25 protein-coding genes, 2 pseudogenes and 1 riboswitch are annotated in these 20,670 nt (G+C 54.1%); of the genes and pseudogenes, 5 read left to right on the forward strand and 22 right to left on the reverse strand.

The genetic code is table 11. The features are described 5' to 3' along the window. Positions 1-309: 309 nt before the first annotated feature. The 5 genes from FPT15_RS29890 to FPT15_RS28185 all read right to left on the reverse strand — a co-directional run bounded on the left by FPT15_RS29890 (position 310) and on the right by FPT15_RS28185 (position 2,896). A complete protein-coding gene (locus FPT15_RS29890) occupies positions 310-468 on the reverse strand; it encodes a hypothetical protein (protein ID WP_153839976.1) in 159 nt (52 codons plus the stop codon). Positions 469-870: 402 nt separating this feature from the next. Further along, on the reverse strand, positions 871-1,371 hold the full coding sequence (locus tag FPT15_RS28170) for a PBECR2 nuclease fold domain-containing protein (RefSeq protein ID WP_233086250.1): 501 nt from the start codon (positions 1,369-1,371) through the stop codon (positions 871-873). A gap of 186 nt (positions 1,372-1,557) precedes the next feature. After that, on the reverse strand, positions 1,558-1,845 hold the full coding sequence (locus FPT15_RS28175) for a type II toxin-antitoxin system RelE/ParE family toxin (RefSeq protein ID WP_127882206.1): 288 nt from the start codon (positions 1,843-1,845) through the stop codon (positions 1,558-1,560). 2 nt (positions 1,846-1,847) lie between these two features. Then, positions 1,848-2,138 (reverse strand): type II toxin-antitoxin system Phd/YefM family antitoxin, encoded by a 291-nt coding sequence (locus tag FPT15_RS28180; RefSeq protein WP_127882205.1) that lies wholly within the window; start codon positions 2,136-2,138, stop codon positions 1,848-1,850. A 344-nt stretch (positions 2,139-2,482) separates the two neighbouring features. Beyond that, a complete protein-coding gene (locus FPT15_RS28185) occupies positions 2,483-2,896 on the reverse strand; it encodes a transposase family protein (RefSeq protein ID WP_127882204.1) in 414 nt (137 codons plus the stop codon). Positions 2,897-3,097: 201 nt separating this feature from the next. On the opposite strand from FPT15_RS28185, the gene FPT15_RS28190 reads away from it, so the two are divergent. Continuing rightward, positions 3,098-4,060, forward strand: coding sequence for a tyrosine-type recombinase/integrase (locus tag FPT15_RS28190; protein ID WP_029571625.1), 963 nt, complete (start codon positions 3,098-3,100; stop codon positions 4,058-4,060). A 715-nt stretch (positions 4,061-4,775) separates the two neighbouring features. Here the strand turns inward: FPT15_RS28190 and FPT15_RS28200 are convergent. The 3 genes from FPT15_RS28200 to FPT15_RS28210 all read right to left on the reverse strand — a co-directional run bounded on the left by FPT15_RS28200 (position 4,776) and on the right by FPT15_RS28210 (position 7,530). After that, entirely contained in the window at positions 4,776-5,156 is a 381-nt protein-coding gene (locus FPT15_RS28200; protein WP_010924793.1) for a hypothetical protein, read from the reverse strand. A 327-nt stretch (positions 5,157-5,483) separates the two neighbouring features. Next, positions 5,484-6,476 (reverse strand): beta-propeller fold lactonase family protein, encoded by a 993-nt coding sequence (locus FPT15_RS28205; protein WP_017709554.1) that lies wholly within the window; start codon positions 6,474-6,476, stop codon positions 5,484-5,486. A gap of 157 nt (positions 6,477-6,633) precedes the next feature. Continuing rightward, positions 6,634-7,530: a LysR family transcriptional regulator gene (locus tag FPT15_RS28210; RefSeq protein WP_017709553.1), complete on the reverse strand. Its 897-nt coding sequence runs from the start codon at positions 7,528-7,530 to the stop codon at positions 6,634-6,636. A 117-nt stretch (positions 7,531-7,647) separates the two neighbouring features. Here FPT15_RS28210 and FPT15_RS28215 point away from each other — a divergent pair, with 117 nt between their 5' ends. Then, a complete protein-coding gene (locus FPT15_RS28215; protein WP_010924791.1) occupies positions 7,648-8,817 on the forward strand; it encodes a TDT family transporter in 1,170 nt (389 codons plus the stop codon). 8 nt (positions 8,818-8,825) lie between these two features. Here the strand turns inward: FPT15_RS28215 and FPT15_RS28220 are convergent, their stop codons facing one another. From FPT15_RS28220 to FPT15_RS28260, 9 genes are all read right to left on the reverse strand, one after another. After that, positions 8,826-9,428: a uracil-DNA glycosylase gene (locus FPT15_RS28220; RefSeq protein ID WP_052739322.1), complete on the reverse strand. Its 603-nt coding sequence runs from the start codon at positions 9,426-9,428 to the stop codon at positions 8,826-8,828. Further along, a complete protein-coding gene (gene ppa / locus FPT15_RS28225) occupies positions 9,428-9,973 on the reverse strand; it encodes an inorganic diphosphatase (protein ID WP_010924789.1) in 546 nt (181 codons plus the stop codon). The genes FPT15_RS28220 and ppa overlap by 1 nt, the downstream gene beginning before the upstream one ends. A 115-nt stretch (positions 9,974-10,088) precedes the next feature. Continuing rightward, positions 10,089-11,372: a phosphopyruvate hydratase gene (gene eno / locus FPT15_RS28230; RefSeq protein WP_145166018.1), complete on the reverse strand. Its 1,284-nt coding sequence runs from the start codon at positions 11,370-11,372 to the stop codon at positions 10,089-10,091. Positions 11,373-11,445: 73 nt separating this feature from the next. After that, on the reverse strand, positions 11,446-11,787 hold the full coding sequence (locus FPT15_RS29895; protein WP_178119763.1) for a hypothetical protein: 342 nt from the start codon (positions 11,785-11,787) through the stop codon (positions 11,446-11,448). An 87-nt stretch (positions 11,788-11,874) separates the two neighbouring features. Further along, positions 11,875-12,141: a hypothetical protein gene (locus FPT15_RS28240; protein WP_145166019.1), complete on the reverse strand. Its 267-nt coding sequence runs from the start codon at positions 12,139-12,141 to the stop codon at positions 11,875-11,877. Positions 12,142-12,183: 42 nt separating this feature from the next. After that, positions 12,184-12,507, reverse strand: a complete 324-nt coding sequence (locus FPT15_RS28245) for a DUF190 domain-containing protein (protein ID WP_056843723.1) — start codon at positions 12,505-12,507, stop codon at positions 12,184-12,186. A gap of 80 nt (positions 12,508-12,587) precedes the next feature. Beyond that, complete coding sequence (locus FPT15_RS28250) at positions 12,588-12,953, reverse strand: hypothetical protein (RefSeq protein WP_056843722.1); 366 nt, start codon at positions 12,951-12,953, stop codon at positions 12,588-12,590. Next, a complete protein-coding gene (locus FPT15_RS28255; protein ID WP_145166020.1) occupies positions 12,950-14,296 on the reverse strand; it encodes a voltage-gated chloride channel family protein in 1,347 nt (448 codons plus the stop codon). The genes FPT15_RS28250 and FPT15_RS28255 overlap by 4 nt, the downstream gene beginning before the upstream one ends. Positions 14,297-14,375: 79 nt before the next feature. Then, a riboswitch (Fluoride riboswitch) is annotated at positions 14,376-14,448 on the reverse strand. A gap of 95 nt (positions 14,449-14,543) precedes the next feature. Then, positions 14,544-14,867: a DUF190 domain-containing protein gene (locus FPT15_RS28260; RefSeq protein WP_005895494.1), complete on the reverse strand. Its 324-nt coding sequence runs from the start codon at positions 14,865-14,867 to the stop codon at positions 14,544-14,546. Between the two features lie 92 nt (positions 14,868-14,959). Here FPT15_RS28260 and FPT15_RS28270 point away from each other — a divergent pair. After that, positions 14,960-15,295, forward strand: a pseudogene (locus tag FPT15_RS28270) (DUF1264 domain-containing protein); the annotation flags it as partial. 115 nt (positions 15,296-15,410) lie between these two features. Here the strand turns inward: FPT15_RS28270 and FPT15_RS28275 are convergent. Beyond that, complete coding sequence (locus FPT15_RS28275) at positions 15,411-17,030, reverse strand: methyl-accepting chemotaxis protein (protein WP_056843720.1); 1,620 nt, start codon at positions 17,028-17,030, stop codon at positions 15,411-15,413. Positions 17,031-17,221: 191 nt separating this feature from the next. Here FPT15_RS28275 and FPT15_RS28280 point away from each other — a divergent pair, with 191 nt between their 5' ends. Together FPT15_RS28280 and FPT15_RS28285 are read left to right on the forward strand one after the other, a co-directional pair. Continuing rightward, positions 17,222-17,590, forward strand: a complete 369-nt coding sequence (locus tag FPT15_RS28280; protein WP_145166021.1) for a hypothetical protein — start codon at positions 17,222-17,224, stop codon at positions 17,588-17,590. Between the two features lie 2 nt (positions 17,591-17,592). Beyond that, positions 17,593-18,576 (forward strand): tyrosine-type recombinase/integrase, encoded by a 984-nt coding sequence (locus FPT15_RS28285; RefSeq protein WP_145166022.1) that lies wholly within the window; start codon positions 17,593-17,595, stop codon positions 18,574-18,576. Positions 18,577-18,653: 77 nt separating this feature from the next. Here FPT15_RS28285 and FPT15_RS28290 read toward each other — a convergent pair whose 3' ends face one another. The 4 genes and pseudogenes from FPT15_RS28290 to FPT15_RS28305 form a co-directional block, all read right to left on the reverse strand. After that, entirely contained in the window at positions 18,654-18,923 is a 270-nt protein-coding gene (locus FPT15_RS28290; protein WP_145166023.1) for a hypothetical protein, read from the reverse strand. A 79-nt stretch (positions 18,924-19,002) separates the two neighbouring features. Continuing rightward, complete coding sequence (locus FPT15_RS28295; protein ID WP_145166024.1) at positions 19,003-19,425, reverse strand: hypothetical protein; 423 nt, start codon at positions 19,423-19,425, stop codon at positions 19,003-19,005. A 191-nt stretch (positions 19,426-19,616) separates the two neighbouring features. Continuing rightward, positions 19,617-19,763: pseudogene (locus tag FPT15_RS30505) on the reverse strand (integrase); the annotation flags it as partial. A gap of 157 nt (positions 19,764-19,920) precedes the next feature. Beyond that, entirely contained in the window at positions 19,921-20,367 is a 447-nt protein-coding gene (locus FPT15_RS28305) for a hypothetical protein (protein ID WP_145166025.1), read from the reverse strand. Positions 20,368-20,670: the final 303 nt, after the last annotated feature.

The raw sequence follows: 20,670 nt of genomic DNA on the forward strand, positions 1-20,670 counted from the left end.
CGTGGGCCTACTGGCCCCAAGAATGTATCTCGATCAGATACAGACTTTTTGGGCGTCCACCTCGATCAATGCTGATGCAGTACACGCGGGCTGCCCGTCTGCCAAAAAAGCTGAGCTCGGATACACTCGAAACACTGATTGCCTTGAGCACTGCTCGCGAATTCATCACCAGCGGCAGTGCCCAGGACAAATGGATTTTACAGGTGCGCTGGGCACCCGGATGTTGCCTTTGGGCAGACAGCGGCTCTAGGAGCGGAAATGGGTTCACTAGACAACCTAAGTGCCTTTGCCGGGCTTTGACCATAAAGCTCAGAGGGCCTCGATCTGCACCATCAGCATTTTGCCCGGCAGCTCCCTGGCCGGGGGCTGTGAAGCCGTCCCGGTCACGGGTGCCAGCATCACAATGTAACCCGCCAGTATCGCCACGGTCAGGTCGATAGCCGCCTGTATCAGTTGTTTTTTATTCATTGATTGCCCTACCTCCTGTTCGAGGGCAACCGTATTTATAACGTCACGACACTGGCCTCTACACAAGGGGTTTGCATGATTTTCACGCGGAACGTAGACACCCTGAGGGCATACACACACGGTGTACCTGTAAAGGGACGACTTTGCACAAAACCCAGGAAATGCAGGGGTGCAGACATGAGGAAACCCCGCTAACTAGCGAGGTTCTTCCACTTTAAGTGGTTGACATAGTGACTATGAATCGTCAAAAATACTTACAGAGCGCGAAATCAGTGGCCTTGCAGGGCAATGACTGACGTAGGTACCCCGGCGATTCTGCAAAATCGGTGGTGGTGAGACCTCTTCTCCCCTTTCCTGAGGAGACTGATATCAGGATTCGAATCCCCATGAAAAAGGGCAGCCTTATAGCTGCCCTTTTTCTTTGTCCTCAATTTCATAACGACGGTAGAGCAACTCACCTTGGCGATGACGGTTCATCGTTTTCGCGGGGCCGTGCATGAAATTCCAGAGGATGTGATCGCCCTGGATGTCGACGATCACCAGCATGTCGTTCTTCGCCTCATACGCGTTGATAAACGCCAGGCGATGGCCACCGTTGGTGTAGGCCACTTTCCACACTTCCAGCGGCCCTGTCAGGGTATCTACGGCATGGCGCACGTACCGCTCACGCGAATCCGGGCGTTTTTCGACGATATGCGGGAGGCTGGAGCGCGGCACCAGAACAGCCCCGATAGGCGTTGTGACGGTCACCGCCGCTAACACCGGATCGACCAGGCCGAAATGTTCAAGCAGGATCGCCAAAGCCCCTTCCGCATCTTCAGCTCGCTGCAATTCATCGACTGCCGGCGAGCGCAGCTCGCGGGCCAAATAACGCAGATCCGGCAAATCCAGGTCGAACCACATGGTCTGTCCTGATGCTTCCCTGACCTGGACGACTTCTGTGGTCATAGATCGACTTTCAATAAGTGACAAAGGCCAAGAATATCATCGTTTTGATGGCCTTATTTGATGAGTGCTCAATTGATGTCGTTCGACTGGGCAGTGAACGTGGCGGGGTAAACCGGTGTCGTTTACACACCGGTATGTTGACTAAACTCGATTCTCAGCGGCGTGGTAGACCTCTTTATCGCGCCTAGCACCTACAGCGACAATGAGAACCTCTACAGCCCCCTGATCTACCCTGTAGACGATTCGGGTATCTCCTACCCTTATCCGCCTGTAGCCCGCGAGCGCTCCCCGCAAAGGGATGCCTAGCTTGTCAGGTTCACCATTCTCGATTTTATCTTTGATGGCTCTCAGTATTTTTGAGGCCGCGGAATAGCCTAAATCATCAAGGTCATCTACGACCTCGGGGTGAAATTCAACCGTCCACGCCATGCTCACTCCTCAGCGGCATATCTCTCCATCATGGCGTTAAGGGAGATAGCTTTGCTCTTATCAAAATTACTCATTCGGTCGCGAGCAATCGCGTCAATGCGAAGATCATCGAGCTCATCGAGCATCTCCTGGTACGCATCAACATTTACGATGACTGCAGCTGGCTCGTTGTCTTTAAAAATTACCAATCTGTCTGTGGCACGGCTGGAAACTTCTTTTAGTCGTGCGCTGAAACCTCTCACCATCGCGGTAACTGATACGGCCTGATCTGCCCGATCTAGTAACGCTGCCATGATTGAATCTCCCGTCTATTGTACATCAGTACGCTAAATCTATGCTTTTTAGTACGTATTACTTTACATACGATGATGTGTAGTTTAAGGTAAATCCAGTACATAGCCAGTGTTATTAGCATCCGCACGGATGTGCGGATGCTAATAACACTGGCTATGTACTGACCCCCCAGGCCGGTTTTTCCTGGCCTAAAGCCACCTACCGTTCGTCGCAAAGATTGAGGAGGACGAGATGGGCGATCAGTCAGCCGTCACTAAATTTGGCTCCGCTGAGCCACTCTCTATTTTCGTTACCGCGTAGCTGCCGAACAAAACGCTTGCATGCGGTGAACCTAACCCGCGATTCAAGCTTCCGAATCGTCATCATCGCTGACAATGTTACTGACGGTGGCCTGGCTAACCTGAAACTGAGAAGCAAGCTGCTCCTGTGTGTAGTTCCCGGTCATGTAGTAACCCTGTATCTCCGTGCGTTCTCGGTCGGTCAATCGAGCGTTGCCCGCCCTAGGCGTGACTGCTTGTAATACCGGTGCAGCAGCTTGAAGTCTTTTCCGAAGGTCAGATGCCAACACCATTTTTTGGGCGACCTCCAGCGCGTTAGCAGCACTAAGATCCTCATGCAACAACTGACGCTCGACAGCTAGAAGGGCGTCGTTCATCTCCTGAAAGGATCGATGGGTGGCTGCGACTTGCGACCTGGTCATAGCTTGGCTCTCGGTCTTGATCACATACCCTGAAGGATCGTTGAGTTCTTCTGCCACCTTCTAACTCCTGATAATTTTGATATTAGAAATATTAGATATTATTACCAGTAAACGTCAATGGCTGATTAATTGGTGATAAAATAGGTTATCACCAATTATTGCCGTTTATCCGATCTGCGTACGCCGATAGCTTAGCGCGTTGCTTTGGTGACTGGGATGACCATCAGTGATCGTAGCTGTGCCAACAGAGAGATAGATATGCATGAACTGACGAAAACCGCCCAGAACGATCAGCGCAGGCTGACGTCAGTCGAATTTCAGACACTGGCCCGGGTGCCGGCCGCAGTCGAGTGGTTTGCCAACCTCGACAACCCTCGCACACGACGCGCCTACCAAAATGACTTAGAAGACTTCTGCGGATTTGTCGGTTTGGCTTCGGCCGATGAGTTTCGTGTGGTGACCCGATCGCACGTTCTGGCCTGGCGTGCCCAGCTAGAACATCGCGGCTTAGCGGGAGCGACGATCCGGCGCAAATTGGCCGCGCTGGCCAGCCTTTTTGATCATCTCCTGGAAAGCAATGCAATCGCCGGCGGCAATCCCGTGCACGGAGTAAAACGGCCGAAGATTGAAAGCAATGAAGGCAAGACGCCGGCGTTGGGTGACCACCAGGCGAAGGCGCTGCTCGAGGCGCCGGATGAAACAACACTTAAAGGGCAGCGCGACCGGGCGCTATTGGCTGTTCTTCTCTATCACGGACTGCGCCGTGAAGAAGCGGCGCTGCTGCAGGTTAGCGACATTCAGGAGCGCCGCGGTATTCAGCATCTGAAGGTTCACGGCAAGGGCGGCAAGGTGCGATACCTCCCGTTGCACCCGATCGCAGCCGGGCGTATTCATCAGTACCTGGAAAACTCAGAGCATCATCTGGCCGAACGGAAGGTGCCACTGTTCATGCCGCTGCGAGGTAAATTGACCGGCGCCGGTATCACGGCAAACGGCATCTATGCCGTCGTCACGGCCTACGCGAAAAAGGCCGGGATTGAGGTCGACGGCCTTGGGGTTCATGGACTCCGAGCAACGGCAGCCACCAACGCCTTGGAGCATGAAGCCGATATCGCCAAGGTCCAGGCCTGGCTGGGTCATGCCAACATCAGCACGACCAAGATCTACGATCGGCGGGAGAACCGGCCGGAGGATTCACCCACCTATAAAGTGAAGTATTAATTGAAGTGATCGAGGCCTAAGCGGCAGCTCACCCACGCGCACTGCCGAGGATGTGGTGCAACGCTGCCCATGGATGATGACCTTCCACATCGCTGGCTGGACAGGTGTCGGCATGTAGAAAGGGGCTTTCGCTGTCTTCCAGCGCTTGGCTTTCCATGCAGCCAGTGCATACAGCACGTCCGGCAACGATCGACCATCGACCGTTCCATTCCTCAACACCTCGTTCAGTCTCCACTGTTTCGACTCCTCAGCGTACGTTTGTTAGATGCTGAAGGTAGCGCTGTGCGGGCCGGTTTGATACGCCCAAAACCATACCCTTGTTTGAGTTGTAAGCCATGCGCACCAACCAATAAAGCGACGCCTGTTGGTCGGCTTATTAACGGCAGCTTTCGGCCATAAGCAGACCTTCGCCCGCATATTTACGATGCCCTACCGTTCTAATTGGCGTTGCCTCAGAATATCGGTCCACTAGCGGCTGGATGGAACCACCATGCGCATCGTCACAGACTCCCGGCCAAACGAAATCCTCAGGCTGGCGTTACGGGAATACGTCCAAGGTGTACCGTACCTCGGCCCCATTTTTCGTTGAAATGATCCATCAAAAGATTTATGAGGCGCGGCGGCTGTATGTTGGCGAAAATATCAGGTGTGTATTCTTCTGGTTTGCGCCACTGACAAAGCCAGTGGCGTAAGCCAGCCTATTAATTATTTGACGTTACGGCTTGGCAACGTGCCAGACTTGGTTGACGCCGTCACCGGTTGTATCCCCTGGCTTGGTATCTTTGACCCAGCTGTAAAGTGGCATGCCTTTGTATGCCCATTGTTTTGTGCCATCGTCTCGAGTGACGACAGAGTAATCATGACCCGCTTTCGCGTCTGCGGATACCGGTAAAGGTGGCCAGTTTGAAGCGCATGGCCCATTGCAGACCGACTTGCCCGAGGTGTCCTTACCGAAGGTATAAAGAGTCATTCCTTTCACGTCTACGAGTACTTTTCCCTTGTCCGTTTCAGCAAGCTTGACTGGCGCATCGGCGAGCGCCAAACCCGACATGCAGCTGGCGGCAACAGCGACGGTGAGAATCATCTTTTTGAACATATGTATTTCCTTTGGTCATTTTTAATTTTTAGAAGACCCACCTGCTTTTGAAACGGCAAGCGATCAGACAGTAGACGAGCCACAAACAGGTTAATTCGATTCCGTAGAAAAAACGTCCCGATATCATTTTTTGCTGGAATGCTGGGCTCCCCCCCCCCGGACCCTATGCCTTCCTCAATTGAGCAAAGCGACGCTCACGGTCACGCATCACTGGCTCATCTCAATGAGCGACGGCGATCCATCATCCAGGACTCATCATTTTCACTCATTATTATTCACTTGGTCGTGGAGTATCAGCAGGCCCCCATGAAGGCCTGCGCTGTTCAATCAGTCGGCCTTGAGCGTCGACACCACCTTGTTGCTGTCGAGATCGACTGTGGAGATACTCAAGTCCTCATTGAGGACATACGCCTTCGACTTGTCTTTGGTGAAGACAATGGCCTGGCGGGGTGCCTTCAAACCGGTCACAGTGGTGGTCACTTTCAGCGTTTTGGTGTCGATCACTGAAAGGCTGTTGTCACCGAGGTTACCCGAGTAGACGTGCAGCCCGTCTGGAGTGAGGGCTGCGCCGTAGGGGTCTTTGCCAACCATGACGGTGGTTGTGATGGCGCGTTTTTGAGTGTCGACAACTGCGATGCTGTTACTGCCGCTGTTAGCCGCGTACAGCGTATTGCCGTCCGCCGATATGGAGATGGCGCGCAACTTGTTGAAGCCAGTGATCTCACCTTCAATCGTATTGGTCTTGCTGTCGACCAGGGTAATTTTGTCCCCAAGAAAGTTGGTGACATAGACGGTTTTGCCGTCAGGGCTTACTCGGATGCCCTGGCGCGGTTGGGAGAAGCCAGGTACCACAGCTACTGGCCGCTGGTGATCAAGGTCAATGACCGACAGCGTGCTGGCCGCTTCATTGTTGACGTAGAGCAGGCTTCCGTCCTTGCTGAGTGTGGTACCAAAAGCACCTGCGCCCAACGGAATATCTGCGATCACTTTTAAAGTCTTGGTGTCAATCTTGCGCACGACCCCCAAACTGCTGTCGGAGAGGTAGAACACATCGCCAGTTGGCGAAAACACAATATTTCGCGGCGTGACGTAGCCGGTGAGAACCTGGCGAACCTTACCGGTTTTCAAATCATAAACCACTACATCTGGACGCTGACTGTAAGAGACCACCGCCGTCGTTTCATCAGGGCTGACGGCCAGCGAGTTGTTGTGAATATCGCCGTCAAACGTCCAGCGATCTTGCGCGGCCCACGCGCTCATCGATGCGGCCAACGCAACACCCAACGTCAGGGCTGTGACGGTTTTCTTTATCACATTCATCAGAGTTTCCTCATAGGGTAAGCAAGGCATCCAGTCGCGCCTTGGCATATACAACTCGTTCATCGCTGCAAGGCAATGAGTTGACTTTATGCGTCGTTGATAAATTCCGGAAACAACTTGTTTTGGTAGCTCTTACCTGTTTTATAAATAGGTCTAGCTATTCCTGGCTCACGAATTGACTGCAGTTTTCCCAGAATCGCTCAAGCCCAGGCGAGATGTATTTGTCCCGGTGGCGGATCAGAAAAAAACGTCGGGTCAGTGCAGGCAACGCGTGCGGCAGTTCAACCAGAACTTCAGAGGCCAGTAGATCCCGAACGACCCAGCGGGACAGGCAACTGATGCCGATGCCTTGTGCGAGGGTATGCTTGATGGCCTCCGAACTGCCGATCTGGCGCGTTTCGGCGAGATCGTGCAAATGACGCAGCAGCAATTGTTCGACTTCTTCACGGGTACCAGAACCTGGCTCGCGCAGTAGCCATTCAGCGGTACGAAGATCATCAAGTGTGACCTGCTGCTTTAGTGCCAAGGGGTGCCGTTGGCCTGCGACAATAAGCAACTCATCAATAAGCCAAGGCTCGGCACTGAGTTCGGGCAGGTGGCAAGGCCCCTCGATCAGGCCCATATCAATCTCGAAATCAGCGACTCTTCTTGCGATAGCCATGCTGTTGGCCATGTCGACATCGACCCTCAAATGTGGTGTTGATTGACGTAGCTCACCGAGAATTAATGGCAGAACATAATTGCCTATCGTGGTACTGCATCCTACCCGCAAGCGTGTCTTCAGCCCGGCATGGCCGGGTAAGAAACTGGCCTCTATCTGTTGTGCATTCTCAAGCATCCTTCTGGCTTGAGGCAGTAAGGCATGGCCGTTATCGTTCAGCACTAAACGCTTGCCTACACGGTCGAACAGCCTGGTATCCAAGGCGCTTTCCAACTCGTTCAGTGCGGCGCTGGTTGCAGATTGGGACAGTGATACCGAAATGGCGGCGCTGGTGGTGCTACCGTGCTGCGCGACGGCGCAGAAAATTTGTAGCTGGCGTAGGCTTAGCTTCAAGTAATCTACCTTCTTAATAGGTAATATAAACCTATACTATCCGTTTTTACCGCTATGCCCATCAAGCTATACTTCAACCATGTCATATTGAAGGCACACTGAAGCGGGAGCGCGAAAATGAGTGAGACACGACTCGCAGCTATAATGGGCGGCAGCCATCCACTGGCGGCTTTGTCCAATCCACGAGAAGCGATCCGGCAGTTCACACCCAACTGGTTCGCCGCCACGATGGGCACCGGGATTCTGGCGCTGGCTCTGGGCCAACTGCCCTTTGTTGCGCAGTGGCCCAAAGCGTTAGGGGAAGCCTTGTGGTTTTTTAATATCGTGCTGTTTTGCCTGTTTACGCTGATGTACGCGAGCCGTTGGGTATTGTTCTTCGACGAGGCCAAACAGATCTTCGGCCACTCCACTGTATCGATGTTTTTTGGAACTATCCCCATGGGATTGGCGACCATCATCAACGGTTTTCTCCTTTATGGTTTGCCACGCTGGGGGGGTGGGGTAGTCGCTTTAGCGGAAGTGTTGTGGTGGATCGATGTCACCATGGCATTGGCCTGCGGGGTGCTGATCCCGTATATGATGTTTACTCGCCAGCAGCACAGCATTGATCAGATGACAGCGGTATGGCTGCTGCCAGTAGTTGCGGCTGAGGTGGCTGCCGCCAGTGGCGGTCTATTGGCTCCGCACCTCGCTGATGCGAGCGCACAGTTCACCATGCTCATCACCAGCTACGTGCTGTGGGCCTACTCGGTGCCCGTCGCCTTGAGCATACTGGTGATCCTGTTACTGCGCATGGCGCTGCACAAACTACCTCATGAAAGCATGGCAGCATCGAGCTGGCTGTCTTTAGGGCCGATCGGTACCGGGGCTTTGGGGATGTTGCTGCTGGGCAACGATGCTCCAGCAATCTTTGCTGCTCATGGAATGGCAAGCATCGGCGGCGTAGCCGAGGGCATTGGCTTGATCGGTGGTGTGCTGTTCTGGGGGCTGGGATTGTGGTGGATGGTATTGGCGCTGCTAATTACCGGGCGCTACTTCAGGGAGGGCATTCCCTTCAACCTCGGCTGGTGGGGCTTCACCTTTCCGCTGGGAGTGTACGCCGTAACAACCCTCAAATTGGGCTCTATGCTGCACCTCACGTTCTTTAGCTTCTTTGGCGTGGTGCTGGTGTTGATGCTGACTGTCATGTGGATGATCGTCGCGGCTAAAACCCTGGCTGGTGCCTATCGCGGCAACTTGTTCGTCTCGCCGTGTATCCACTCGCTGAACAAGGCGAGCAAAACCTGAGCCTTTGGCTACTTGATCGACTGTTTGGCGTGACGCAGTGTGGACAAAATGCGCTGCCTAACATTCGGGTGAGTGCAAACAGAAAGGGGACTTGGGTGTGGCATTTCCAGCAATGAAAAATTAGGGAAGGCGAGCCGAACACGCGGTATGGCTTTCTGGGCAACACGTCCGGCAAACACGATAGTGACGAGATCAGGGAAAAGCGTCAGTAGCGTGATCAGCATCTCGATACCTTCCTCAATTTGCGCTCTGCGGAGCGGACCCTTGGGCTTATCGAGATCTGGTAACCAAGGGTACAAATTCCAAAGGACGGTTTTGTGACGTGCCAGTCCAACCTGCTCAATGAAACCTTTCAGGTTGCGTTGTGCAGGCCCCGGATTGTCTCTTGAGACATACCGTGGAAGACTGACCGTTCGAGCGGGCGATTCCAACAAGATCAATACCCTTGCGAAGACGCCGCCATCCAGTGGATCGAAATACGGTAAAGTTCTTCCGCCCGTGGACTGGGCCATTACCCAGCGCGTCAATTCAGCAGTTTTCGGCAGCAGCAAAAAGTCTTCTCTTACCTTCAGAGAAATTTCCTGCTCTGCGCTCTTCTGATTGAGTAACACTACTTGCAAGCCTCCTTCTTCAGGTTATAGGCCGCTACCGATTTACGAATATCTTCCCGCGCTTCGTCTGCGCTCCCCCAGCGGCCCATTTTCACCCACTTACCCGGCTCTAACGCTTTGTAGTTTTCGAAGAAGTGCTGAATCTGTGCGAGGAGTAACGCAGGGAGGTCAGAGCATTCCTTTACATTGCTGTACATAGAGCTGAGTTTTTCATGAGGCACTGCGATTACCTTGGCATCCGCACCAGCTTCGTCCGTCATGTACATCACACCTACTGGGCGACTGCGGATGACAACGCCAGGTGATACCGGGTAAGGGCAAATCACGAGGACGTCCAAAGGATCGCCGTCATCGCTCAAGGTATTTGGAATGAACCCGTAGTTAGCCGGGTAGAACATCGGCGTGCTGAGGAAGCGATCAACGAAGATCTGTCCACTTGGCTTGTCCACCTCGTACTTGATCGGCGAGTGGTTTGCAGGAATCTCGATAACGGTGAAGAAGTCATCGGGGATCGCGTTACCAGCTGGAATATCCGTATAGCTCATGCTCATATCTCCAAGCGTCTAGGAAAGGCCAATGCCACTGACGTTTTTGCCAACAGCTATACGTGGTTCGTTTTTTTACGGTAACCAGTCCAACAGGTTTACCGGCGATAGGCCGTCAGCGCACGAATGCATCATGTCCTGCATAAAACGCACGGCTGCCAAGATGCTCTTCTATTCGCAGAAACTGATTGTATTTCTCGACCCGCTCCCCCCGGCATGGAGCTCCTGTCTTGAGATGGCCAGTCCCCATCGCGACAGTCAGATCAGCGATGGAGCTGTCCACCGTCTCCCCGCTACGATGAGAAACCATCGCCCCCCAATTTGCACCGTAGGCCATTTCGATGGCGGCTTTGGTCTCAGTCAGCGTTCCGATTTGATTAGGTTTGATCAATACGGCATTGGCGACGTTTTCTGTGATGCCTCGCTGAATCCGTTCGACATTGGTGACAAATAGGTCATCTCCAACCAACTCGATCCGGTCACCCAGAGCAGCATTCAATAGCTTCCAGCCTGACCAATCGTCTTCCGCGAGGCCGTCTTCCAGTACCGCAATCGGATACTTGTCGACCCAGGAGGAATAGAGACTAATCAGCTCTTGAGCATCGACCTTACGACCCTCAGAGCGCAGATGGTAAAGCCTGTTTTCATAGAAGCCGCTGGATGCTGGATCGATAGCGATCTCGATCTGAGATCCAGGCGCGTAACCAGCCCTTTCGATTGCCTTGATGATCAGCTCAATGGCGTCTGAGTTTTTCTTGAGTGCCGGCGCAAAGCCGCCCTCATCTCCGACCGCAGTTGAATAGCCGACGTCCTTAAGCACCGCTTTCAGCTCGTGGTACACCTCGGCGCCCCATCGCAAGGCTTCCTTGAAACTGCCAGCCCCTGTAGGTGCAATCATGAATTCCTGAAAGTCAGGGCCTTGCCAGTTGGCGTGGACACCTCCATTGAGAATATTGAACATCGGGACGGGCATTCTTGCTACTTGTTCGCCGCCCAGATATTGGAACAAGGGCAAGTTCAGCGCAGAAGCCGCCGCTCTGGCAATGGCGAGGCTCACGCCCAATATCGCGTTTCCTCCAAGCCTGGATTTATCAGAGGTTCCATCCAGCTTAATCATCAAATGATCAATTTTTTCCTGGTCAATCGCATTCACGCCCCTCAGAGACTCAAGTATTTCGGTATTCACATTGCTAACGGCCTTTAACACTCCCTTGCCGGAGTACCGCTGTGTATCTTTGTCACGCAACTCAACTGCTTCGTGAGCGCCTGTAGACGCACCGGATGGAACCGATGCCCGGCCCTGGGCTCCGCCCTCCAAGGTGACGTCGACTTCAACGGTAGGGTTACCGCGTGAATCGAGAATTTCACGTGCATGAATAGTCTGGATTTGCGTGTTCATTGATCTTCTCCAAGGAGCGATTCGGGAACTTCATTAATCATGTGAATACGTTGAGAGGCCTCTATGTCGGACGTCAGTTCTCCATGAGCATCCTGAACAGCTGCACGGCCGACACCGCAATTGCGGGAACCAAGAAGCCTCCAATAATTAGTTCAGGAATCTCTCCCATCAAGGGCACGAACTGCCCTCCCTTTGCCATCTGGAAGAGCTCCAGCATTTGGTTTGACGTAACCATCACGGAGCAGCAGTACGCAGTCTGGGCTTGTAGCCTGGCCCGCCTTTGGTTGAGCAGATGAAAGGTCAGCAGCGACACGCCAATGCTTACGATGAAAAGCGCGGCGAACTCATACACGGATCCTGTAAAAGACCTGCCCATCACAAGCCCGAATACGATGCTTAGCATCACTGCGCACATGTGGTCTCCCAATTTTCTAAAGTGATTTCAATGAGCCGGCGTCTCTGAGCCCCATTCGCAGTCTCATAAATATCGCGCTCATGACGCTCAATTTTGCTGTGCTCTCAGCTCGTAGCCCGGCAGGCAGGCCTGGGTCACGTCGGCCTTGCAGGACTTCTCACTGGGCATACGCATCTTGACCAAGGCGCCTTCGAGCGACGTGACGATGTACCAGTCTTCGCTCGATACCCTTTGGCTGCCTGCGATGCCGGCCAGAAAAAGTGACCAGAAAACCAGTCCTACGAGAAGCGGCTTGTTGTCACGAGCCCAGTTAGCAGGGGCTGGCTGTGGACGTAGGTTATAAACTCGGTACATGGCGTTTATCCTTTTTACTGGTTGTCCAACAAGGTGCGCTTTTTAGTCTTTCGCCTGGCCCACTCGACCGTATTCGATGGGCAATTTGATATAGCTCAGTGAAAACGACTCCTTGGCCAATGCCTCCAGCAACCTGTCGCACCCAATTTCATCAGTGGACATAGTCACCGTGACGGGATGATCGGCACCGCTGAGGAAATGCGCCGTATGCAAATGCCCCAAATGATCTAGCCCCTCCGTACCGCTCACCAACGTCGCACCCAGCGCGCCCTCTCGCTTGGCGAACTCGACCAACCACTCTCCCAGTGGAAGGTGCTGGTAGTTGGTACCCTGTTCAGTGAAAAACGTCAGTTGAAAGCCGTTCATAGCTACATCCTCTAATGTCGCGAGTGACCGACGCTTCGGTCGGCCTTACCTCTTCATTTCCGAGCTGTTTTCAAACTGAATTACGACGCGTCAGTGAGCGGTAACTCACATAAGAGAAGAACTGCTCGCACTTTGCGTAACTCGTCAGCGTGGTCGCGCAGGAATGCGCGCAGCTTGTCCTCTGTATCTAGCAATTCCAGACACTGGGGATGACGCATATCGCCAAGCTCCGGGTGATGATGGGAGATGCGATAGCCTGGCAAATAACCTGCAGAAATCGTCTTGAGCATGACCTGCTCAATTTTTGCTTTTTGAGCAACTTTAAGGAGGTGCTGGGCTAGTGCAAGTGCGCTTAGGTGGTGCCAGAAGCTGGTCACGCGAGCCCGGCTAGCGCCAGGAAAATAGAGTTGCAAAGCTGTCAGGCGATCTTGGTGATGTTCAATCATTTCTCTTCCCCCGCAAGAGTCACTTTCCGCTCGCTGGCGGATTCACTTTGAGCATGAAATTGCTTGATATCAGAGAGCCGGATTTCCTCCGGAAGAGGACGGTGATGCTTGCTGTGGCCGACGCGCTGGGCGTGATAGATCCCGGTGTGTCCGGATACGAGGTAACTTGCGATACAGGCAATGGCTGCAAGCGGAGCAATTTCGGGCCCGAAGAGCTCCATGGCCATAACGATGGTTGCCAGTGGCGTATTAGCTGCACCGGCAAAGACGGCGACAAAGCCGATACCAGCCAGCATGCCGAAGGGAAGGTGCAAGACGGGAGCCAGCGCATTCCCCAAGGTGGCACCGATGTAAAACAGCGGTGTCACTTCACCGCCTTTGAATCCAGTGCCCAAGGAGACAACGGTGAACACCATCTTTCCAAGCCAATCCCAAGGGGCCATTGGCATCTGAAAGGATTGGACGATGCTCGGAATGCCTAGCCCGATGTACTTATCAACGTCGATGTAATGGTTACTACCGAGCGCCCACACTGAGACTGCGATCAGCAGGCCGCCGGCGAAGGGTCTTAATGGTGAATAGGTGATAAGCCGCTTAACGAAGGCTCCGAGCTTGTGGGTTGCAGTCGCGAATAGCAGGCCGGTAAGGCCAAAGATAATCCCAGCTGCCACCACAGCCATGACGCTCCACAGCTGCACCGGAACCACTTCGCCAATGACGTAATGCGTGTGAACCACGCCCCAGGCTTGCCCCACCTGGTCAGCAACGATTGCCGCAACCACGCAAGGGAAAAGCGCGTCGTAACGCATACGTCCAATGGCCAATACTTCAAGTCCGAATAAAGCCCCGGCAAGAGGGGTGCCGAAGACGGACGCAAAGCCAGCACTGATACCGGCCATGAGAATCACCCGACGGTCTTCGCGGCGCAGACGGAAGACATGCGTCAGTTGATCGGCAAGGGCACCGCCCATTTGCACCGCCGTCCCCTCACGTCCCACAGATGCACCAAAAAGGTGGGAAACCACGGTTCCAATCAGCACCATCGGCACCATGCGCAAAGGCACGATCTTCTTAGGATCATGGATCTCATCGATGATCAGGTTGTTTCCGGCATCAACGGGTTTGCCTATCAAGTGATATGCAAGTCCCACAGCAAAGCCAGCCACTGGCAGGAGCCAGATCACCAAAGGATGGGTTTCTCGCCACTGGGTGGCATGATCCAAGGAAAGGAGGAATAACGCAGAAGCAGAGCCTGCCAAAAGAGCTACAAGACCTGCAAGCGCAAGCCATTTCGCTATATAGGGCAGTAAGTCGAGTTGTTCAGGTCGTCGAAATTTAGACATTTGGCCAGCCACAAAAAAGTAAGTGGGCCTGACCAAAAAGGGAATCTGAGCGCGAACGCCTACAGACCTGATTGATCAGGTTTCTGTAGGCATCATCAGCTGCTACGGGCGCAGCGGTTGGTTAATGGAGGAATGCCATCTCCAATGCGCCGAGCTTAGCTAGGTCTGTCCAAAATGTAAAATCGTGTTTCGGAGTACGAGGCAAGCGAAGGCGTCTTCGAGTCACCGCTTATGAAAGAGGGCCAAACTAGGTGACCTCTGTTCCGACGAAGCCCAGCTCGACTGGGGTTTTTATGTAAAACAACGAGATATCTTCAAGCTCCAATCGCTTGAATAACTGTTCAGATTCGTCCTCGGTAATGGCCATACGAATTTCGGTAGGCTGATCCGCTAGTTCAAAAAAATGCGAGGAATGCAGCCGGCCGGTATGCCCAAAGCCTTCGATACCTGTGGACAGGGTCGCACCCCGCAGTCCCATTTCTTTCGCCAAATCAACGACCCAGTCGCCGAGCATCTTTCCCTGATAGCGACGATTCTGTTGAGTAAAGAAAGTCACCAGAAAACCTTTCATATTCCTCTCCTCAGCGCGTGCTGATTATTTGATAGGACAGAAGCCCGGCAGCCGTCATTACCAGCGAGCCCACGACGTGTATTGCTGACCGGGTGGAGCGACTGGCTCATACCTATGGCAAGACGTGGCACACCTGGCACACCGATCAAGACAAAACACTTCCCCTAGGTGTTCCACAACTGATGATGGGGATCACAGCTGACGGCCAGGCTGATCCCGCAATGCAGCAACAACGCAACCAACGCTTGGGAATCGTCAAGTCGGCAATCAAAGCTCAACGAGCCGATATTCAGATCCCCAAAGCAGATCCAGGTGCGGATGGATGGCAGCATGGGAAGACAATTCAGATCAATGATCCTACGGGACATCTTCACGGGCCCGCAACGTCACCCACCCCACAAAACACAAACAGCCGATCAACCCAATAGCCAATAGACTGTGCAATCCCTGCAGGCTCAGGCTCAGGGAGGACGGTATATCGCCAGACAGTCTAGGTCCGATATCCAAGGACATCGGACGAGTCCGCTGACGTACGTGAATACCTTAAACCTTGAAACGATTGACCAGCTGATTCAGATTAACCGCAAGCTTCGACATCTCGTTGCAAGCGCTTGCAGTCTGGCTTGCACCTGCAGAACTTTGGGAGGCCAGCTCGCGAATGCTAACCAGATTGCGATCGACTTCCCGGGCGACGTGCGCCTGTTCTTCCGAAGCGGTGGCGATGAGAATGTTACGCTCGTTGATGCCCGTAATAGCTGTCGCGATCTGGTCAAGCGAACTGCTGGCATCGCCTGCGACGCTTAGGGATTCTGCAGCCAGTTCTCTGCTGGTGGCCATCGCCTTCACGGCCTGGTCAGAATCGTTCTGAATGGCCTGAATCATCTGCTCAATTTCTTGCGTAGACACTTGCGTGCGGTGAGCGAGGGCTCGAACTTCGTCGGCAACGACTGCGAAGCCTCGGCCTTGTTCACCCGCCCTAGCGGCCTCGATCGCGGCATTGAGCGCAAGCAGATTGGTCTGCTCAGCAATGGCTCTGATCACCTCAACCACTTTGGAAATGTTCTGTGCACGATTGGACAAGCCAGTGATCTGCTCGCTGGTGTCGCGCACGTTGCTCGACAGCTTTTCGATGGACTTAAGCGTCTGCGATACACGCTCCAAACCAACCTCCGTATAGCCCTGACCTTTCCTGGACTCTTCGGAAGCTGATTCGGCATTGCGTGCTACCTCGTCCACTGCAGCGCTCATCTCGGTGACAGCAGTTGCAGCCTGATTTACTTCATCATTCTGCGACACCAGGCCAAGGCTGGATTGCTCAGTCACCGCGGTCATTTCTTCCGAGGCGGCAGCCAGTTGGGATGAGGAGTCAGCGATCTGCATGATCGTGCTTCGAAGGTTCTGCTGCATCGTGGCCAACGCGCTCAAAAGCCTGCCTGCCTCGTCGGTACCGCTTACCTCAACCTCCTTCGTCAGGTCGCTTGAGGCAATGCGTTCGGCGACGCTAAGGGCGCTCCCGATGGGCGACGTAATCGTTTTGGTTAGAAGAGTTGCCAAACAAAGAGTCAGGAGCGCGACGAAGATAATCAGGCCGATGACGATGTAAAGACCTGAATCATAAACTTGCGTCGCTTGAACACCGGCAAGCGCAGCGCCTTTGTTATTGAATTGTGTTAATTCCTCGACCTGAGTTTCCATTTGGTTCGTGAGGGGACGTATACCGGTAGCGACGAGTTTGACAATCGAAGCGGTGTCGCCTGCCTTCAACAAAGGTTCCAGCAGATCCAGTTGGCTTGCGTAATCGTCGTAGGACTTTTTCACGGCCAAGAACAACTGTCGCTCCTGGTCACTCGCAATGAGGGTCTCATAGTTATAGACCGCATCCTTCATGGCTTTCCGGTAGGCAGGAAATTTGACGATGGTCTGCTGAACGGTTTGAGGATCGGCAACGGCCCGCTGGGTCTCCAACCGGACGCGAAGGACGGTGGAGTTCATCATCGCGGTTTGCCGAATACTGGGTAGCCAATTCAGTTCGACATCCTTTTCCGTATCGCGAAGCTTGCCCATCTGCAGTATGGCGATGACGCCCAAGACCACGACCAGCAAAATGATGGCCGAAAAAAACAAGGTGGCGCGTGGAGCGAGGTTTATATTTCTGAGCCGCATAGGACTTCCCACTGCAAGATGGCCAGAGGCCTGGTCTTGAAGCTATCGGCTAGAAATCGTGAAGGATTATGGCTGTTCGTCAGCTCGTTGACACCACGTCCCCCGGCGGCGCATGCGTACCATTGTCGGTTATGGCCGTTACTTACCAATGTAAGAAATACGTTATCACCACTTTTTGAAAGGATCTCATCATGGCGCCACGCATCAACACTGGGCACGACAAAGGTTACAAATGTGTAAACGCAGGTTGTGGCCAGCACAATCTGATTCTGAACCTGGCCGCTGTGAACGACGATGACTGGACCTGCATAACCTGCGGAGGTCCTCTGAATGTCATGATTACCAATGCAGGTAACACGATTTTCGTGAGGCGTATCCGCGCTCGAGACGTGACGGCAGGAGACTATATGTATTTGCCCCACAAATTCAGTATTGCTCATCTAGTGAAGGGTTCTGGAATGGGCCTAGGAAAAACCTTAGGCCATAAGTGGAAATTGGCTATGGAAGGAGGGGGAGGAGTGGTTTATCGAATGCCTGACGAATTCGTAGATCTCGCATAGCCATGAGTGACCCTATCAACCTCCCGGCCAGCACAGCGAGCCATCTGCAGATCGCTGGCGAACGCCGTCTAACCGCTGCCGAGTTTCAGATCCTGGCTGAGGTGCCGGCAGCGGCGGAATGGTTCGCCAATATCGACAACCCACGCACGCGCCGCGCCTATCAAAACGACCTGGCCGACTTCTGCGGTTTTGTCGGGCTCACCGGCGCCGAGGAGTTTCGCGCAGTGACCCGTGGCCACGTCCTGGCCTGGCGCGCCCAGCTCGAAAACCGGGCCCTGGCTGGGGCGACCATCCGACGCAAACTAGCGGCGCTGGCTAGCTTGTTTGATCACCTCCTGGAGAACAACGCCGTCGCCGGCGGCAATCCTGTGCACGGCGTCAAAAGGCCCCGGGTTGAATCCAACGAAGGCAAGACGCCGGCACTCGGTGACGACCAGGCTAAGTTACTACTGACGGCACCGGACGCTGAAACGCTCAAAGGCCTGCGCGACCGAGCGATCTTGGCGGTGTTGCTATACCAAGGCCTGCGTCGACAGGAAGCGGCACAGTTGATGACCGGCGATCTGCAAGATCGTCGCGGCATCAAGCACTTAATGGTAAGAGGGAAGGGAGGCAAGACCCGCTATTTGCCGCTACACCCAGTCGCGGCGGATCGGATCTACGAGTACCTGGAGCGAGACACTCAACGCGAACCCGGCAATGGCCCGCTGTTCCGCTCGATCCGAGGTCGAACTACCGGTGCCGGCGTCAGCGCAAACGGTATTTATACCGTCGTTGCACAATGGGCAAAGGCAGCAGGCATTCACGTAGACGGATTAGGCGTGCATGGTCTGCGGGCAACCGCCGCAACCAATGCCCTAGAGCATGACGCGGACATTGCCAAGGTACAGGTATGGTTGGGGCATGCCAACATCAGTACTACGCGCCTGTATGACCGACGAGGCCAACGAACCGAGGATTCGCCGACGTTCCGAGTCAAATACTGATGTACACGGCTCCCCCAAGCAGACCAAAAAATCGTTTAAAAGCCCGCTTTACGAGCTTTTAAACGAAGAAGGCGGCCTCAGGGCTTCTTTTGCACCTGGAGCTTCTGGAGCTCTTGCAACAACTGACCGCTGATTTTCTGTGAAGCATCCAACTGATTTTGATACTGCTCAAAAAGAGGTGCCATCTGATTGTAGGCATCAATAGCGCCTGCATTACGCACCGCTTGCGCACCACCCTGCCGAGCCAGAAGCATGTTTCGAGCGGCACCACCTGCAGGCCGCTTCCCAGTTTTGGGGTTGAACGTTGGTTGGGTCCAACCAGCATCATAGTCGTCACGGTTTTTCATACCCATTCCCAGTCAATTGTCGGTGCCAGCTTGTTGAGTGGATAAGAAAGCCCTGGTTCGCAGGGCTTTCAGAGGAATATCACACTTTTTGAGTAATACGATACAGGGCCGAGTTCTGAGCGGTTTTCTCCATGAACTCTACGATAAGCTGGCCACGCAGGGCTTCGTCATCGTATTCCGAAACGGCTTGGCGAAAGCGTTTGCCGATCAATTTACGGGTGGTAGGGTGCAGGTTGGCCCATTCGCTAGCTGGTTTTTTCCCAAGCGTCCTGTAGACCGCAGCCAGTAGGAATGGCTTGTCCTGCGCAGTCTTCAGAGACTGATTGATCAGTTTGTCGACCAGTGCGTCGACGTCACCGGCATCAAGAGCCACCATCTGCGTTTTTTCGAGACCTTTCTTCAGAATATAGGCATGAGCCTGTTCAAAGGTCAGTAGCTCCTCATCTGCAAAATCCATGATTTCACGGGTGAGGCCTTCTTCTATATCGAGTAAAATGTTCATGTCCAGACATCCTTTAGGTTTTTGAGAATACGGATTCGCGCCCGTTCTCGAAGCTTACCGAAAGGCTTGTCTGGGCACAAATTCTATTTTTCGCCAACAAAACATCAACAACCAGTTCTTGATCGCGTTATTCAAAGTTGTTATGGATTGTTCTGGGGTTCTTAGCGTGCCGGGCGCATATGCCTTTCCCACTAGGGTTCTAGTCGTACTCGCTCGACCTCATCCAGGCTGATCTCGTCGCAGCGCCTGTCGTACAACTGCGTGGTACGGGTCGAGGCATGGTTGGCCATCGCCGCCGCGTTTTCCAGGGTGCCGCCATTCTTGAGATACGCGGTGACTGGAAGGCCTTGACCGTCTCCAGCCCGAGCACAAACCCTTCGGCGCGCTGGGCGGCCATGTTCACGCCCTTGGCGCTGTCGGCCGCTTCGATGGGAGCTAACAGGCGGTCGATCACCGTGCGCACATCCGCCGGCAATACCAATTTGCTCAGGCTCATCAATCCACATTGCGCCATTCGCCTGGCGCATCCGGGTCGATGCCCACCCGCCGATTAAATTCGGCCTGATCAATCTCGCCGTTCAGCAGCTGGACCATCAAGGTCTGATGCTCATCCCGGGAAAGCTGCGGCAACGCCTGATACGGCTCAAACGCCGCGAGCGTCTGCAGCTCGCGCTCGGCCGCTGCCGAATCAAAGTCGGCCAGCTCCGCGTGCAAGTCGCGCTGCAGCGCGTCCACGTCGACACCTTCCAGCACGTCCAGGGCGGCCGCCTGTTCGGCTTCCTTGAGCATGACTTGCTGGAAGGCATCGAGGTCCGTGTCATAGCGCAGCAGCTGATCCAGCAGGGCGGCCGAGTCTTCAGCGCTCAGCTGCTGCAACTGGGCCTCCAGATCGGCATCCAACGGCGGCAGGTCGTCCAGCGGATCCGGGGTGTGATCAGTCATCGGGGCGGGTCCTTTTCGAGTGAGGTCGGTCAGTGCGTAAAATCATTTAGGCCTAAAATGGTGCCCCACTTTGGCCGAAAGTGGGAAACGTTGAGGCAAAAAAGGCCCCCGACCTTGCCTGAAAGGTGGGGGGCATTGAACATAAGCGGCGTTATTGGTCGTCGGGTTACTCCCCCTTTTCGCCCCTTTCCTCGGCTTCTTTTTCGGCGGATGTGCGGTCGTGAACACCGTCCGCCATTGGTAAACGCAAACCGCACCGGATCCGGTGCGGTTTCCTAATGCGCCCGTCCTGGGCAAGTGGTC

Source organism: Pseudomonas sp. RGB (assembly GCF_007713445.1).
GTDB lineage: Bacteria > Pseudomonadota > Gammaproteobacteria > Pseudomonadales > Pseudomonadaceae > Aquipseudomonas.